Origin of the sequence: Pseudogemmobacter blasticus, assembly GCF_003071405.1 — a bacterium.
Lineage (GTDB): Bacteria > Pseudomonadota > Alphaproteobacteria > Rhodobacterales > Rhodobacteraceae > Pseudogemmobacter > Pseudogemmobacter blasticus.
In genome coordinates, this window is the sequence record NZ_CP020470.1 from 326,302 (window position 1) to 341,674 (window position 15,373).

The following is a 15,373-nucleotide window of genomic DNA, read 5'->3' on the forward strand; positions in this document are numbered from 1 at the left end:
GCCGCTCCTCAGTTGGTTGCCGGGGCGTCGACCGGGGTGATCCGGTCGCCGCTGCGCACGAAAGACCCCGCCTTGGTGACGACCGTGTCACCGTCGCCAAGGCCCGAGAGGATTTCCACGAAGCCGCCGTCGCGGATGCCGGTCTCGACGATCACCCGCTCGACCGTGCCGTCCTTGACCCGCATCACCGTCGAGGCGCCGTCTTCCGACCCGACGGCGGTGACCGGCACCGCCAGCGCGTCATGCTCGGCGACAAGGATCTCGGCCTCAAGGAACATTCCGGCGCGCAGGTTGGCCGGGGCATCGACAGCCAGACGCGCCCGGCCCAGCCGGGTGGTGGCGTCAATCGACGGCTCGACCAGCCGCACCGTGCCGCTGAGCGGCACGGACAGGCCGGCCGCGCGCAGGTTGGCACGCTGGCCCGGCTTCAGCCGCAGCAGATCGGCCTCGGCCACATCGACGCGCAGTTCCAGCGCGCCGTCGCGTTCCAGCACGAACATCGGCAGGCCCGCGGCGGTGGCGATGGCGCCGATGGTGGCGTTGCGGGCGGTGACGCGGCCCGCGTAGGGGGCCTTCACATCGGTGCGCGTCAGTTGCAGTTCCACATTTGCAAGCTGCGCCTCGGTCAGCGCCAGTTGCGCGCGGGCGGCTTCCAGCGATTGCCGCGCCACGGTGACCCGCGCTGTGGCCGAAACCGCTGTCGCATTGGCGGTGTCCAGCGCGGCCTGGCTGGCAGAGCCCTGTTCATGCAGCTTGCGCGTCCGGTCGGCCACCCGCTGGGCTTCGGCGGCGGAGGATTCAGCATCCAGAAGCTGCGCTTCGGCCTGCGCGATGGTGGCCTTGGCCGAAGCCGCCCCGGCGATCGCCTGCGCGCGTTGCAGTTCCAGCGTCGAGGTTGAAAGCTGCGCCAGAACCTGGCCGGCGGCCACATCATCGCCGACATCGGCCAGAAGCGACTGGATCGGCTGGCCTTCGATCAACGGCTGGACATTCACTTCCTCGATGGGGGCGACCAGACCGGATGCGATGATCCTGTCCGACATCCGGCGCGATGCCGCGGTCGAAACGGTGATGGCTGGCAGGCTGATTTCGGTGGCGGCCTCCGCTGCCGAGTCTGCGGGGCCGGTCTCGGCCCGAACCGGCAGGGCCGAGGACAGCGCAGCGGCGGCAAGGGCGGCAACAAAGGCGTGGGGGCGAAGGCGCATGGCGTTCAGGGTCCGGTGCTTGCGGTGATTTCGTTCAGCGTGGCGTCAATGCTGCGCAGGATCAGGGCATCAAGGTCGGGGTCTTTTGCGGAAGGATTCCGCGTTTCCGCAGCCTTCACCATCATCACCACGAAACGGGCATGGGCGCCAAAGCGCGCCCGGGTGGTTTCGGGGGCAAGGCCGGTCACGCGGGCAAAGATCTTCAGCAGGTTCTCGGCCACCATGTCTTCCAACCCACCGCAGATCTGGGCGATTTCGCCCTTGCGTTGTGCGGCGGCGCTGATTTCGGCCCAGAGGTGCCCATTCTCGGACGGGCAGCCTTCCCCCAGCTTGGTCACGATCTTGGCGCGGATGGCCGCCATCGGCGCCGGAGAGCGGTGAATCTCGTCAAGCTCGCGGCGCATCTCTTCCATGTCGAAGGCCACCATTGCGGCGACGATGGCGTCCTTGGACGGGAAGTAGCGATAGAAGTTACCAACGCTCATCCCGGCCGCGCGGGCCAGATCCTGCATCGAGGCGCCGTCGAAACCCTTTTCGGCAAAGGCACCCCGGATGCGCGCCAGAATCTCGGCGCTGCGGGCATCATTGGCCTGGGGCAGGGTGGCAAGCGTATTCATGGGTGGGGAAGGTATCCGGCAAGGGAATGAACGTTCATTCATTGACATATCGGAGCCAATCAAAACGTCAAGTGTCCTGCCGGGCCAAAAGGCGCGCAAGCGACGTGCCCTTGGCAAATGCCGTGATTTCGCGCATGACCTTGCCGGCTCAGCAGGGGAAGACGATGACGGAACGGTTCGGATTCACGGTCAAAGCGCGCGATGGCCGGGCCCGCAGCGGCGTGATTTCGACCCCGCGGGGCGAAGTGCGCACCCCGGCCTTCATGCCGGTCGGCACGGCAGGCACCGTCAAGGCCATGCTGCCCGAAAGCGTGCGCGCCACCGGCGCCGACATTCTGCTGGGCAATACCTATCATCTGATGCTGCGCCCCACCGCCGAACGCATCGCCCGGCTGGGCGGACTGCACCGCTTCATGAACTGGGAGCGTCCGATCCTGACCGACAGCGGCGGCTTCCAGGTGATGAGCCTGGCAGACCTGCGCAAGCTGACCGAGGACGGTGTGACCTTCCGCAGCCATGTGGACGGATCGAAACATCACCTGTCGCCCGAACGCAGCATGGAAATCCAGCGGCTGCTGGGCAGCGACATCGTCATGTGTTTCGACGAATGTCCCGCGCTGCCGGCGACCGATGAGGCGGTGGCGAAATCCATGCGGCTGTCGATGCGGTGGGCACAGCGGTCGCGCGATGCCTTTGGCGACCGGCCCGGCCATGCGCTGTTCGGCATCATGCAGGGCGGCGTCAACCGCGACCTGCGCGAGGAATCGGCGACGGCGCTGAAAGCCATCGGCTTTGACGGCTATGCCGTCGGCGGCCTTGCCGTGGGCGAGGGGCAGGAGGCGATGTTCGGCGTGCTGGACTACGCCCCCGGCTTCCTGCCCGAGGACCGCCCCCGCTACCTGATGGGGGTGGGCAAGCCCGATGACATTGTCGGGGCGGTTGAACGCGGCATCGACATGATGGATTGTGTGCTGCCGTCGCGATCAGGGCGCACCGGGCAGGCCTGGACGCCGCGCGGCCAGGTCAACATCAAGAATGCCCGCCACCAGGACGATCCCCGCCCGCTGGACGAAGGTTGCACCTGTCCGGCCTGCCGCAGCTATTCGCGCGCCTATCTGCACCATGTGTTCAAGGCGCAGGAGATCATCGCCTCGATGCTGCTGACCTGGCACAACCTGCATTATTACCAGCAGTTGATGCAGGGCCTGCGCGATGCCATCGACGCCGGGCGGCTGGCCGCCTTCGTTGCGGAATTCCATGCCCGCCGGGCCGAGGGCGACATTCCCCCGCTGTAGTCTGCCGCCCGTTTCTGCCCCCCCGAAGGCAGGCATTTCCGGCGCTTTCCAAGCCGTTTCAAAAACTTCGCCGGCAACTCTGGAAATCCCTTTTCCCCGTTCTACCCTTTCTCGGAAAACAGCCCGGCCATACCGGGTTTCGTCCGAGGGTGGCCGCTATCGTCAAGTTTCAACAAGTATTTTATGTGCTCGACAGCGCGTATCGCCTGCTGTGGGTCGGCGGCGACTGGGATGATTTTGCCGCAGAAAACCTTGGTGGACCGGCACGGGCGTCGCGGGTTCTTGGCAGTAATCTGATGGACCATGTCGCCGGCGCCGAAGCGCAAGAAGTGATGGCGGACATCCTGAACGATGTGCAGGAAACCAAGCGCAGCTTTCGCATGGAATACCGCTGCGACAGCCCCGAGCAGCGGCGGGACATGCGGATGACCGTCACCCCTATGCGGCATGACCGGCTGATGGTGACGCATGATCTGCGCGATGCGCGGTCGCTTCCGGCGGTGGGGCCCGGCTGGCGGTGGGAAAAGGGCGCCTGGGACTGCAAGTGCAGCTTCTGCGGCTTCCTTCGCCGCACGGACGGGTGGGTGGACCCGTTCGAAACCGGGTTGCGGCATCCCGAAGTTGTTGACTACGGCGTGTGTCCGACCTGCCGGCAGGTGATCGAGAAAGAGCTGGAGCGCATCCGCAAAGCCGGCCGCGCCGGTTGAGATGTGGGGAGAGGCGGTCTGCCGAAAGTCAGGCCCGCCCCAAGGGATCGCGCAAAAGCGATGAATAAACGCATTGCGCACACCATGCTGGCCCTTGAACTCTTGGGCCGGTAGGAACAAGTTTGTGGACCAGATCCGTTGGAGAATGTGTGGCTGCCGATGATCGGGGCCGGGCATTTCTGCCGAAAGCGAAGGATAGATAATGAACGAATCCCTGTCTTCCAGCTACCCCGTGCTGCCGCTGCGTGACATCGTGGTGTTCCCCCACATGATCGTTCCGCTGTTCGTCGGCCGCGAGAAATCGGTGCGCGCGTTGGAAGAGGTCATGCAGGACGACAAGCAGATCCTGCTGTCCAGCCAGATCGACCCGACGATCGACGATCCGTCCTCGGACGGCATCTATCGCACCGGGGTTCTGGCCAATGTGCTGCAACTGCTGAAACTGCCCGATGGCACGGTGAAAGTGCTGGTCGAGGGCAAGGTGCGCGTGCGCATCACCGAATTCATCGACAACCCGGCCTATTTCGAAGCCAGCGCCGAGCGGCTTGAAGAAACCGCCGGCGACAAGACCAGCGTCGAGGCGCTGCTGCGCGCTGTGGGCGAGGAATTCGAACGCTACGCCAAGGTCAAGAAGAACATCCCCGAAGAGGCGCTTGCCGCGGTTGCCGAAACCCGCGAGCCCGCGCGGCTGGCCGACCTTGTGGCCGGTCATCTGGGCATCGACGTGGCGCTGAAGCAGGAAATCCTGGAAACGCTGAACGTGGCCGAGCGTCTGGAAAAGGTTTTCGGCCAGATGCAGGGCGAACTGTCGGTCCTGCAGGTCGAGAAGAAGATCAAGAGCCGCGTCAAGACCCAGATGGAGAAGACGCAGCGCGAATACTATCTGAACGAACAGATGAAGGCGATCCAGCGCGAGCTGGGTGATGGCGAGGACGGCCAGAATGAAGTGGCCGAGCTGGAAGAGCGGATTCGCAAGACCGCGCTTTCCAAGGAAGCCCGCGAGAAGGCCGAGGCCGAGGTCAAGAAGCTGAAGTCGATGTCGCCGATGTCGGCCGAGGCGACCGTGGTTCGCAACTACCTTGACTGGCTTCTGGGCGTGCCTTGGGGCGTCAAGAGCCGCATGAAGAAAGACCTGACCGCCGCGCAGGCGGTGCTGGATACCGATCACTACGGTCTTGAAAAGGTCAAGGAACGCATCGTCGAATATCTGGCCGTGCAGGCCCGTTCGACCAAGCTCAAGGGACCGATCCTGTGCCTTGTCGGCCCGCCCGGCGTGGGGAAAACCTCGCTTGGCCGGTCTGTCGCCAAGGCCACGGGGCGCGAATTCATCCGCATCAGCCTGGGCGGTGTGCGGGACGAATCCGAAATCCGCGGCCACCGGCGGACCTACATCGGTTCCATGCCCGGCAAGATCATTCAGTCGCTGAAGAAGGCCAAGACCAACAACCCGCTGATCCTGCTCGATGAAATCGACAAGATGGGGCAGGATTTCCGTGGCGACCCGGCCAGTGCCCTGCTTGAGGTGCTGGACCCGGAACAGAACAACACCTTCGTCGACCACTATCTTGAGGTGGAATACGACCTGTCGAACGTGATGTTCATCACCACGGCCAACAGCTACAACATGCCGGGCCCGCTTCTGGACCGGATGGAGATCATCCCGCTTGCCGGCTACACCGAGGACGAAAAGCGCGAGATCGCCCGCCAGCACCTGCTGACCAAGCAGATCAAGGCCAACGGGTTGAAGAAGGGCGAGTTCTCGGTCACGGACGAGGCGCTGACCCATGTCATCCGCTATTACACCCGCGAGGCGGGGGTGCGGAACCTGGAGCGTGAAATCGCCAAGCTGGCCCGCAAGGCGGTGACCGAGATCCTGAAAGGCAAGGAAAAGACCGTCACGGTGACGCCCGAGAAGGCCGAGGAATACCTTGGCGTCCAGCGCTATCGCTATGGTCTTGCCGAGAAGGAGGACCAGATCGGTGTGGTCACCGGGCTGGCCTGGACCAGCGTCGGCGGCGATCTTCTGCAGATCGAGGCACTGAAGCTCCCGGGCAAGGGCCGGATGAAGACCACCGGCAAGCTGGGCGACGTGATGAAGGAATCGATCGAGGCGGCCTCCAGCTATGTCCGCTCGGTCAGCCCGCAGCTTGGCGTCAAGCCGCCCAAGTTCGAGACGATGGACATTCACGTCCACGTCCCCGATGGCGCGACGCCCAAGGATGGCCCGTCGGCCGGTCTTGCCATGGTGACGTCGATCGTTTCGGTGATCACCGGCATCCCGGTGCGCAAGGACATTGCCATGACCGGCGAAGTGTCGCTGCGTGGCAATGCCATGGCCATCGGTGGGTTGAAGGAAAAGCTGCTGGCCGCGCTGCGCGGCGGGATCAAGACCGTCTTCATTCCCGAAGAGAACGAGAAGGATCTGGCCGAGATTCCCGCAAACGTGAAGGAAGGGCTCAAGATCATTCCCGTCAGCCATGTGCGCGAAGTGCTGGCTCAGGTTCTGGTCCGTCAGCCCGAGCCGGTGGAGTGGGATGAGGTGGCCGAAGAGGCTGCGGCTGCGGCGCGCATGAAGGCGGCCGAAGGGGCGGCAGGGCAGACCGCGCATTAGCGCAAGCCGATCTTACTGTAAGGTGAAGATGTGCCGGGGAAACCGGCACATCTTTTCATTTTTTCCCAAGGCCTGCGGATGCCGCCTTAAACTGGTGGCGTCGCCTGCACGACAGAGGTAGTCTTCGCGGCATCTGTATGTGCAAAGGATTCCTGAAGTATGGCTCCGACCACCAAGAAACCAGCCGCTGCCAAAGCTGCGGCCAAGCCGGTGCGTGCCAAGCCCGCAGCCAAGCCTGCTGCAACCGCGGCTGCGGCGAAAAAGGTCGATGATACGCCTGTCGTCCGTGTGCGCGGCCCCAGCCTTCGCATCAAGGGTCTGGTTGACCAGGTGACAGAGGCAACCGGCGTCAAGAAAAAGGACGTGAAGGCCGTTGTCGAGGCAACGCTTGCCGCGCTTGGCGATGCGCTTGGCCGCAGCGAAGAGCTGAACCTGCCCGGATTCGGCCGTTCGCGCGTGGCGCGCACGGTTGAAAAGGACGGCGCGTCGCATCTGACGCTGAAGATCCGTCGCGGACCGCACAAGAAGCGCGAAAACAATGACAATGATGCTCTTGCGGACGACGGCGAGGATAGCTAAAAGCCGCCCCATCGGGCGATTAGCTCAGCGGTAGAGCGCTTCGTTCACATCGAAGATGTCAGCGGTTCAAATCCGTTATCGCCCACCATTATTTTCAAAGGCGCCTCCTGTCCGGGGGCGCCTTTGTCTTTGTGCCACTCTGTCATGCCGGCTTCGGTCAGTCCGGGTTAGGGGGCGGAGGGCAGGGTGTGGCCAGGCTTGCGCCACAGGCTTCGGCGGATGCCGGCGTCCTTGCGGGCTTTTCGCCATAGGGCGGGTAGATAGGCAGATGCACGATGATGAAGATCGCGGCCACCACAAGGGTTTCCACGATGATCCGCGTTCTGCTTGGCCTTCGCGCCATGTCGGGCAGCATGACACCGCCGTAGCCGGCCCGTCCATTCGCCCTGACGCCGCACCCGCAATGTTCCGGCGCCATGCTTGCGTCCGGCGCTGCGCCCCGTTAAACGGACCGTCGCGGGTGGTTAGCTCAGTTGGTAGAGCGTCTCGTTTACACCGAGAATGTCGGGGGTTCGAGTCCCTCACCACCCACCATTTCGCGGCATCGAATGACGCGCCGCTGTTACGCCTCAGCGCGCATCCATCCGAAAAACCTGTCGCAGCTTTCGCCGGTGTGCCTTTCGGCCTTCAGAACCACCAGGGCTGCGGCGCGCGCATCTTCGCCGGCGTCATGATGGTCGAAACACAGATCAAGCCGCTGTTTCAGATGCGCCAGCCCATGGCCGCCATTGCCCGTAAATTCGGGCCAGGCGCGGCGGGCGATCCGCACACTGTCGCCCCATTGCCAGGGCGGGGCCTCGCGGCCCAACAGGGCACAGGCGCCCTGAATCGCCCGGCGGTCAAAGCTGCTGTGCTGGATCACCGGCTGCCGCGCCAGCAATGGGGCCAGCCAGCCGATCACCGTGGCAAAGTCCGGCGCATTGCGCACATGGTTCGGGCCGATGCCGTGAAGCTGGGTGTTGAACGGGGAAAAGGGCGCACGGGGGTTCACATAGGTGCACCAGCCATCAATCCGGTCGTCCCCGGTGACGCAGGCGATGCCGATCTGGCAGATGCTTGCGGCATCGCCGTTTGCGGTTTCGACATCCAGCGCGACAAAACGATAAGGGCCCTGGGGCAGCGACGGCTGGGCGTCTGAAACGGGGGGCATCGGCGGCCTTTCTGCGATGGCGCACCCTAGACACCGCCCGTTCCGGGATCAAGCCCGGCCCCTTCGGCGCTTGCGTCGCCGGGGCGGCTGGATTACGCGGGGCGCTTTCCGCGCACAGGGGCTTGGGATGCACAGGCTGGCAATCGACTTCGGCACCTCGAATTCCGCGGTGGCGCTGCCCTATCCCGGCGGGGTCTATCGGATCCCGCTGGAACAGGGGGCCGACACGCTGCCCACGGCCGTGTTCTTTCCGGCGGAGGGCGGGCCGATGCGCATTGGCGCGGCAGCGGCCGAGGCCCTGATCGCCGGCGACGAGGGGCGCTACATGCGGGCGTTGAAAAGTGTGCTTGGCCTGCCGTTGCTGCACGAATCGCGGCTGATTGCCGGACGCCGGCGCACGCTGGCCGATGTCATCACCGCCTTTCTGACCGAGATCCGCGACCGCGCCGAGACGGCCACGGGCTTGCGGCTGCGGCGGGCCCTGTCCGGGCGCCCGGTGCATTTCCACACCGCCGATCCCGCCAAGGACGCGCAGGCCGAGGCCGATCTGCGGGCCTGTTATCACGCCGCCGGGTTCGAAGAGGTTGCCTTTCTGGCCGAACCCGAAGCCGCCGCCCTGGCCAGCCACCGGCCCGGTACGGGGCTGGGGCTGATCGTTGATATCGGTGGCGGCACCTCGGATTTCTCGGTGTTCCGCAGCCGCGACGGTCAGCCCGAGATTCTGGCCAGCCATGGCATCCGTCTGGGAGGGACCGATTTCGATCAGGCGGTCTCGCTGGCCCATGCCATGCCGCTCTTGGGGCTTGAGGGACAGTTGCGGCGGCAGATGGGAGCGGGCCTGCTGCCGGTGCCGCGCGCGCCCTATGTGGATCTTGCGACCTGGGCCAAGATCCCGTTCCTGTATACGCCGGAAACCCGCCGGATGGCCGCCGATCTGGTCAGGATGGCGGTCGAGCCGGCCGTGATGGCCCGGTTTCGCGATGTGCTGGATCGGGAGTTGGGCCATGGGCTGGCCTTCGCGGTTGAGCGCGGCAAGATCGCGGCGAACCGCGACGATGGGCCGGGCCGGATCGACATGGCGGAGATAGAGCCGGGTCTTTTTGCACTGGTGACGCCCGACAGTCTGGACGCTGCCCTGGCACGCCATCGCAGCGCGCTGCGCGCGGCCGCGGCCGAAACGCTGGTCTTAGCCGGGGCCGATCCTGCGGCGGTAGGCGAAGTGATCCTTGTTGGAGGTTCAAGCCTGATGCGGCTGGTCCGGCAAGAGATGCAGGCGCTGTTCCCCGCCGCCGCGATCCGCACCGCCGAGGCTTTCACCGCCGTGGTCGATGGCCTTGCGCTGGCGGCGCGGGAGCCGGGCCTGGCGAGCTGAGGCCGCACGGCTTCGCGTGGCGGGCGCCAGAACATGCCGGAGGGCGGGAAACCGCCCCCCGGTCAGGATATGCGCTTTGTGCCGGCGCAAGGGCGCCGCCGGCTCAGGCCTTCAGCGCCTCGGCCCGTGCCGCGATCACCTGGTCGGCCTCGCGGCCGGCAAGCTGTTCCAGATGGTCGAAGCCTGCGGTGTAGAAGCCCACGCCCAGCGTCTGCGACCGGATCTCGGTGATCATCCCGTCAAGTTCGCCTTGCGGGATCAGCGCCGAAACCTCGTCCCAACCTTTCCAGCCGGCCTTGGCGTCAAAGCCAAGCAACTGGCCGCGCCGCGCGGTGACAATGCGCTGCGCGCGGGGGGTGAACTCGGACGGGATAGACAGGATCACCTCCATCACCGGCTCAAGCAGGACCGGGCCGCAGCCGGGCAGCGCCTCTTGCAGCGCCTTTGCCCCTGCCTTCTGGAACGCGAAGTCCGAACTGTCGACGGCATGGTAGCTGCCATCGGTCAGCACCACCGAGACATCGACGACCGGAAAGCCCAGCGTCCCGCGCTGCAATGCCGCCTCGGCGCCCTTCTGGACGGCGGGGATATAGTTCTTCGGCACCACGCCGCCGGTGATCCGGTCCGAGAAGGCAAAGCCTTCGCCGCGCGCCCGGGGCGCGATTTCGACCACGATGTCGGCGAATTCGCCATGGCCGCCCGACTGTTTCTTGTGCCGCGAATGTTGGGTGACGGCCTTGCTGATGGTTTCCCTGTAGGAAACCGTTGGCTTGGCGGTCTTCACCGAAAGACCCGCCTCGGACTTCAGTCGCGACAGGGCGATCTGAAGATGGATGTCACCCTGGCCCTGCAACAGTGTTTCCCCTGTATCGGCGGCCCAGGTGGTGGACAGGGCCGGGTCTTCGTCCAGCAGCCGCGCCAGCGCGGTTGACAGCTTCGCCTCGTCCGAAGGGTGTTCGGCGCGGATGGCAAGGGCGGCCAGCGGGGCGGGCGGTTCGGGCCAGTCCACCGCTTGCGACGCGCCTTCGGTCAGCACTTCGCCGGCGCGGGCCTGTGCCATGCGGCCCAGCACCACCACCTCGCCGGGGCCGGCGCTGCCCTTCGGTGTGGTCTTGCGGCCCAGCACCGACGACACGGACCCGACCCGATCCTGCCCAAGGGTCTGGCCATCCTTCACCTCGCCGCGCCAGACGCGCGCCAGGGCAGACCGGCCGGCCTGACCGGACTGGAAGGTCTTGAACACCTGCACCATCGGGCCGCTGCCTTCGGGCAGGCCCAGCCGGGCGGCGGTGGCGGCGGGCGAGGGGGCGTCATGCCGCAGCGCCTTCCAAAGCCGGCGCACGCCGTTTTCAAATTCGGCCGCGCCAAAGAATACCGGCACCACCAGATCCTGCTCCAGATCGCGCGCAAGCGAGCCGTAAATCTCTTGCGGGGCCGGGGTCATGTCGTCCAGCACCTGTTCCATGATACTGTCATCGAAATCGGCCAGCGCCTCAAGCAAGCCGCCGCGTTCCCGGCTTTCATCGGCGCGGATGGCTTCAGGCAGGGGAATCAGGTCGGACGGCTTGTTCGGGTTCCAGCGCCAGGCGCGTTCGGACACCAGGTCGATCAGCCCCGTGACCTGACCGTGTTCGTCGCGGATCGGGATCTCGCGCAGCGCAAGCGGGCGGTCGGACAGTGCCTGCAAGGCGTGGAACGTGGCGCGGACATGCGCCTCGGGCGCGTCAAGCCGGTTGATGAAAACCATATGCGGGATGCGCCGGTCATCCAGAAAGCGCAACAGCGGTGAAACCGCCACCGCGCGGTCGGGAAAGGGATCGGCAACGACGACAACGATGTCGGCCACGCACATCGCAGCCCGGGTGTCGGACAGCAGTTCGACCGAGCCGGGGCAGTCGATCAGCGTCCAGTCCTCATCCATGAAGCGGCAGTTGGCGACGGTCATCTCCGTGGAAATCCCGCGGGCGCGCGCTTCGGGCGCGGCATCGCCCACGGTGGTTCGTTCCTTGACGGTTCCGCGCCGGTCGGTGGTTCCGGCGGCATGTAGCAGCGATTCGAACAATGTCGTCTTGCCGCTGCCATGCGCGCCGACCAGCGCGGCGCATCGGGTGCCGTGGCTATCGTGGCTCATTTGGTCCCTCCCTTGAGCCGGGGGCGGCGCGAGGGCAGGGCGCGGGATCCAGAGCATCTCTGGCGGCCCGTTGCCCGGCCGCCGGTTCGGGGGCCGCCGTTCTTGCGGTCCCATGGATGTATCTTTGCATCCGCCAGACGGCGGTGTCGCGTGAAATCGGCACGCCGTGGCGCAAGGTCGCGGGTGGCGGGTGTGGTTGTGTTTGCCTATGGCGCGGCTAGGGTGCCGTCATGCAAGACGAACCTGTTTTCCAGTCCCGCCTGCCGTTCCTGCCCTGGATGGACCCGCGCACCGCCCGCCTGCCGGGAATTCTGCCGGTCGAGGGCGATGACTGGCTGGCGGTGGACGATGCCTTTGCCGGCCAGATGGCGCTGCGCGACCGGCTGATTGGCGAAGCCGAACCGCGCGTTCACGCGCTGCTGCCCGAAGGGCGGCCGGCGGCGGATGAGCTGTATGGGCGGGTGCTGGACCGGCTGACGCGGACGCCGGGCTATACGGTCGGCCCAACGGCAGCGCTGCGGCCGGATGGCGTTGCGGTGCCGCTGGACCCGGCGATGCCGCTGCGCACGCTGGGGCGGTTGGTGCAGGAAGACCTGTGTCTGCTGGAGGCGGGTGAAGGGGGCGAACACCGGCTGACCGGGGCGATCCTGTGCTTCCCGGCAAGCTGGACGCTGGCGCAGAAGCTGGGGCGCGGCCTGCTGGGCATCCATGAGCCGGTGCCGCCCTATGACGAAGGTTTGGCCCGCCGGGTGCAGCGGCTGTTTGATGCCATCCGCCCCGAACAGCCGCTGTGGCGGATGAACTATCTGACCTATGACGATTGGGCATTGCACCAGCCCCGGCGCGAGGGCGAGAAACGGCCACGCCCCGAGGGGCATTTCTTCGTGCGCTGTGAACGGCAATGCCTGCTGCGGCTGCCGGAAACGCGGGCGGTCGTGTTCAGCATCCACACCTATGTGGTCAAGGCCGACACCCTGAGCCCGGCCGAGCAGGCCGCCTTGCGCGAGGCGGTGCATTGAGCGGGCGCCGCTGCCTGCTGGTGCTGGCCCATCCGCAAGACGCCAGCCTTTGCGCGCATCTGGCGGCCGAAGCCGAGGCGGCGGCGCTGTCTGCGGGATGGCAGGTCCGTCGCTGCGATCTTTACGAGCGCGACTTCGATCCGCGTCTCAGAAGGGGCGAAAGGGAAAGCTATTACAGTGGTTTCCGTGGCGAGGCTTCCAGAGAACTTGAAGAGCTGGCTTGGGCCGAAGTGGTTATCCTGGTGTTCCCGACCTGGTGGTTCGGTTTTCCCGCGATCCTGAAAGGCTGGTTCGACCGGGTCTGGGCGCCCGGCCTGGCCTATGACCATGCGCCGGGGTTCGGGCCGATGATCCCGCGGCTGATCGGGCTGAAGGCGGTGCTGGCGATCACCACCATGGGGGCGCCCGGCTGGTTCGACTGGCTGGTGATGCGGCGTCCGCTGCGGCGGGTGCTGCGGCTGGGGATCGTCGCGCCCTGTGCCCCCAAGGCGCGGCTGGTCTGGCGGGCGCTGTACCGGGCCGAGTCGGTTGCCCCGGCCCGTCTGACCCGGTTCAAGGCCGACATGCGCCGGCAGATCGCGGCGCTGGCGGCCCGGCTGGGCTGACGAATATGAAAAAGGCCGCCCGGTCGGGCGGCCTTTCGGTCACGGCAGGGCCATACCCGCGATCAGAGTTCGTCCAGCGCCTCGATGGCCTTCTGGAGCTTCTCTTTCGAGACTTCCTTCTCGGTCACCTTGGCCTGACCGACGATCAGGTCCACGACCTTGTCTTCGAAGATCGGCGCGCGCAGTTGCTGTTGCACCTGCTGGTTCTTCTGCACGAATTCGAAGTACTGGCGTTCCTGACCCGGATACTGACGGGCAGCGGCCAGCACGGCCTGGGTCATTTCGGCGTCGGTCACGGTGACTTCGGCCTTGCGGCCGACTTCGGCAAGCAACAGGCCAAGGCGAACCCGGCGTTCGGCCAGCGACTTGTGCTCATCCGTGGTCTCGATCGAGCCGTGGTTGTGGCCATGCTCTTCGGGATGCTCTTCATGCCACAGCTGGTGCGCAATCTGGGCGGCTTCCGCTTCAACCAGCTTCGAGGGCAGTTCGAACTTGACCAGTTCGTCCAGCTTGTCGAGCAGGGCCCGCTTCAGCACGGCGCGCGAGGCGCCGGTGTATTCGGCTTCAAGACGCTGGGTGATCTGCGTCTTCAGCGCGGCCAGATCCTCGGCGCCGAACTTCTTGGCCAGTTCGTCGTCGATCTCGGCGGCTTTCGGTTCCTTCACCGCCTTGACGGTGCAGGCAAAGACCGCGTCCTTGCCGGCCAGATGCTTGGCACCGTATTCGGCCGGGAAAGTGACCTTGACCGAAACCTCGTCGCCGACCTTGGCGCCGACAAGCTGGTCCTCGAAGCCGGGGATGAAGGACTTGGAGCCCAGCACCAGCGGGTAATCCTCGGCGCTGCCGCCCTGGAATTCCTCGCCGTCGACCGAACCCTTGAAGTCGATCACGATCTGGTCGCCGTCCTTGGCCTTGGCGCCCTTCTTGCGGTCGTCGAAGGATTGCGCGCTTTCGGCAAGATTCTTCAGCGCCTCTTCAACGGCGGCGTCATCGGCCTTCACGATCAGCTTTTCCAGCTTGATCTTGGAGGCGTCGAATTCCGGCACCTCGGGCAGGGCTTCGTAGCTGAGTTCAACCACGACATCCTGACCTTCGGCCCAGGTTTCGCCGCCAACCATCTTGACTTCGGGTTGCAGCGCCGGACGGTCGCCGGTGGCCTCGAAGTGGCCCTTCATGGCGCCGTCGATCGCATCCTGCATGGCGTCGCCCATCAGGCGGGCGCCGAACTGCTTCTTCAGGATCGCGAGCGGCACCTTGCCCTTGCGGAAGCCCTTGATTTCAATGTCGGGCTGGGCTTCGACCAGCTTCTCCTGAACCTTGGCCTCCAGCTCGGCCGCCGGCACCGTGATGGTGTAGCCGCGCTTCAGGCCGTCTTTCAGGGTCTCGGTGACCTGCATTCGTGTCGTCCTTCCTGTCCAAACCTGGTGCGGGTGAAGGGACTTGAACCCCCACGCCTTGCGGCGCTGGAACCTAAATCCAGTGCGTCTGCCAATTCCGCCACACCCGCATGTCTTGCCCTTCCGAAACGCGCAAAGCCACCTTGCCCCCTTTGGGTCAGGAGGCACGGTCCGCGCGGCCCGGAAAATCCGGCGTCCTTCTAACAAAGGCGGGGGGCGGATGCGAGAGGAAAAGTTTGCCGCTTTTTCGCCGCAACCGCCGCGGTTCGGCATGAAATGGCCTGCGTTTCGGCCCGACCGTGGCCCAGTGCTGCCACCATCCGGGGGAAGGGTGGCAAAAAGGGCAATCCCGCCCGCAACGGACCGGCATCATGGGCCAGCGCATCCCGGCTTCTGTCAGCAGTTCCGCCACCTGGCCCGGCATCCTGTCCGGCACCCCGGTGCTGACGCTGGACGGTGAATTGCCGGTGCAGTTCCTGTGTCCCGGCGACCGGATCATCACCCGGTCGGGCGCGCGGGTGTTGCGCGGGGTTGAAATGCGGATCGAGGCCGCGCCTGTATTGGCTTTCCTGCCCAAGGTCGCCGCCATGCGGCGGGTCTATGCCCTGCATTTTGATGGCGCAGAAACCGTCTATGCCGGTGGAAGAGAATTGGGCTGCCGTCCCGAAAGCCGGGGCTAGCGCAG

At 65.6% G+C, this 15,373-nt stretch carries 13 protein-coding genes and 3 tRNA genes; 10 read left to right on the plus strand and 6 right to left on the minus strand.

What is annotated here, in order from left to right; translation table 11 throughout:
- Window positions 1–8: 8 nt before the first annotated feature.
- Window positions 9–1,205 (minus strand): efflux RND transporter periplasmic adaptor subunit, encoded by a 1,197-nt coding sequence (locus B6K69_RS01610; RefSeq protein ID WP_108642544.1) that lies wholly within the window; start codon window positions 1,203–1,205, stop codon window positions 9–11.
- 5 nt (window positions 1,206–1,210) lie between these two features.
- Entirely contained in the window at window positions 1,211–1,822 is a 612-nt protein-coding gene (locus B6K69_RS01615; protein ID WP_107672817.1) for a TetR/AcrR family transcriptional regulator, read from the minus strand.
- Window positions 1,823–1,986: 164 nt separating this feature from the next.
- Between B6K69_RS01615 and tgt the strand changes: the two genes are divergently transcribed.
- From tgt to B6K69_RS01650, 6 genes are all read left to right on the plus strand, one after another.
- Window positions 1,987–3,117 carry a tRNA guanosine(34) transglycosylase Tgt gene (tgt, locus tag B6K69_RS01620; RefSeq protein ID WP_108644723.1) on the plus strand — a complete coding sequence of 377 codons (1,131 nt, stop codon included), beginning with the start codon at window positions 1,987–1,989 and terminating at the stop codon, window positions 3,115–3,117.
- Between the two features lie 149 nt (window positions 3,118–3,266).
- Window positions 3,267–3,824, plus strand: coding sequence for a hypothetical protein (locus B6K69_RS01630; RefSeq protein ID WP_123876511.1), 558 nt, complete (start codon window positions 3,267–3,269; stop codon window positions 3,822–3,824).
- Window positions 3,825–4,026: 202 nt separating this feature from the next.
- Window positions 4,027–6,435, plus strand: coding sequence for an endopeptidase La (gene lon / locus B6K69_RS01635; RefSeq protein WP_108642547.1), 2,409 nt, complete (start codon window positions 4,027–4,029; stop codon window positions 6,433–6,435).
- Between the two features lie 159 nt (window positions 6,436–6,594).
- Window positions 6,595–7,014 (plus strand): HU family DNA-binding protein, encoded by a 420-nt coding sequence (locus B6K69_RS01640; protein ID WP_107672814.1) that lies wholly within the window; start codon window positions 6,595–6,597, stop codon window positions 7,012–7,014.
- 13 nt (window positions 7,015–7,027) lie between these two features.
- Window positions 7,028–7,102 (plus strand) — tRNA-Val (locus B6K69_RS01645).
- A gap of 370 nt (window positions 7,103–7,472) precedes the next feature.
- Window positions 7,473–7,548, plus strand: a tRNA-Val gene (locus tag B6K69_RS01650).
- A 28-nt stretch (window positions 7,549–7,576) separates the two neighbouring features.
- Here the strand turns inward: B6K69_RS01650 and B6K69_RS01655 are convergent.
- Complete coding sequence (locus B6K69_RS01655) at window positions 7,577–8,164, minus strand: 3'-5' exonuclease (protein WP_108642548.1); 588 nt, start codon at window positions 8,162–8,164, stop codon at window positions 7,577–7,579.
- A 127-nt stretch (window positions 8,165–8,291) separates the two neighbouring features.
- Between B6K69_RS01655 and B6K69_RS01660 the strand changes: the two genes are divergently transcribed.
- Entirely contained in the window at window positions 8,292–9,536 is a 1,245-nt protein-coding gene (locus B6K69_RS01660; RefSeq protein WP_108642549.1) for an Hsp70 family protein, read from the plus strand.
- 103 nt (window positions 9,537–9,639) lie between these two features.
- Here B6K69_RS01660 and B6K69_RS01665 read toward each other — a convergent pair whose 3' ends face one another.
- Window positions 9,640–11,667, minus strand: a complete 2,028-nt coding sequence (locus B6K69_RS01665) for an elongation factor G (protein ID WP_108642550.1) — start codon at window positions 11,665–11,667, stop codon at window positions 9,640–9,642.
- Window positions 11,668–11,897: 230 nt separating this feature from the next.
- Between B6K69_RS01665 and B6K69_RS01670 the strand changes: the two genes are divergently transcribed.
- Both B6K69_RS01670 and B6K69_RS01675 read left to right on the plus strand, forming a co-directional pair.
- The gene (locus tag B6K69_RS01670; protein ID WP_108642551.1) at window positions 11,898–12,686 is read left to right on the plus strand and encodes a heme-dependent oxidative N-demethylase family protein; all 789 of its coding nucleotides are present in this window, start codon (window positions 11,898–11,900) and stop codon (window positions 12,684–12,686) included.
- Window positions 12,683–13,291, plus strand: a complete 609-nt coding sequence (locus B6K69_RS01675) for an NAD(P)H-dependent oxidoreductase (RefSeq protein WP_206340531.1) — start codon at window positions 12,683–12,685, stop codon at window positions 13,289–13,291. The genes B6K69_RS01670 and B6K69_RS01675 overlap by 4 nt, the downstream gene beginning before the upstream one ends.
- A 62-nt stretch (window positions 13,292–13,353) precedes the next feature.
- Here the strand turns inward: B6K69_RS01675 and tig are convergent, their stop codons facing one another.
- The gene (gene tig / locus B6K69_RS01680) at window positions 13,354–14,688 is read right to left on the minus strand and encodes a trigger factor (protein WP_108642552.1); all 1,335 of its coding nucleotides are present in this window, start codon (window positions 14,686–14,688) and stop codon (window positions 13,354–13,356) included.
- A gap of 25 nt (window positions 14,689–14,713) precedes the next feature.
- A tRNA-Leu gene (locus tag B6K69_RS01685) sits at window positions 14,714–14,798 on the minus strand.
- A gap of 261 nt (window positions 14,799–15,059) precedes the next feature.
- Between B6K69_RS01685 and B6K69_RS01690 the strand changes: the two genes are divergently transcribed.
- A complete protein-coding gene (locus tag B6K69_RS01690) occupies window positions 15,060–15,368 on the plus strand; it encodes a Hint domain-containing protein (RefSeq protein ID WP_228156785.1) in 309 nt (102 codons plus the stop codon).
- Window positions 15,369–15,373: the final 5 nt, after the last annotated feature.

Coding starts and splice junctions, on each gene's coding strand:
- B6K69_RS01610 (WP_108642544.1), bottom strand. CDS start 1,205: ATGCGCCTTCGCCCCCACGCCTTTGTTGCCGCCCTTGCCGCCGCTGCG.
- B6K69_RS01615 (WP_107672817.1), bottom strand. CDS start 1,822: ATGAATACGCTTGCCACCCTGCCCCAGGCCAATGATGCCCGCAGCGCC.
- tgt (WP_108644723.1), top strand. CDS start 1,987: ATGACGGAACGGTTCGGATTCACGGTCAAAGCGCGCGATGGCCGGGCC.
- lon (WP_108642547.1), top strand. CDS start 4,027: ATGAACGAATCCCTGTCTTCCAGCTACCCCGTGCTGCCGCTGCGTGAC.
- B6K69_RS01640 (WP_107672814.1), top strand. CDS start 6,595: ATGGCTCCGACCACCAAGAAACCAGCCGCTGCCAAAGCTGCGGCCAAG.
- B6K69_RS01655 (WP_108642548.1), bottom strand. CDS start 8,164: ATGCCCCCCGTTTCAGACGCCCAGCCGTCGCTGCCCCAGGGCCCTTAT.
- B6K69_RS01660 (WP_108642549.1), top strand. CDS start 8,292: ATGCACAGGCTGGCAATCGACTTCGGCACCTCGAATTCCGCGGTGGCG.
- B6K69_RS01665 (WP_108642550.1), bottom strand. CDS start 11,667: ATGAGCCACGATAGCCACGGCACCCGATGCGCCGCGCTGGTCGGCGCG.
- B6K69_RS01670 (WP_108642551.1), top strand. CDS start 11,898: ATGCAAGACGAACCTGTTTTCCAGTCCCGCCTGCCGTTCCTGCCCTGG.
- tig (WP_108642552.1), bottom strand. CDS start 14,688: ATGCAGGTCACCGAGACCCTGAAAGACGGCCTGAAGCGCGGCTACACC.
- B6K69_RS01690 (WP_228156785.1), top strand. CDS start 15,060: ATGGGCCAGCGCATCCCGGCTTCTGTCAGCAGTTCCGCCACCTGGCCC.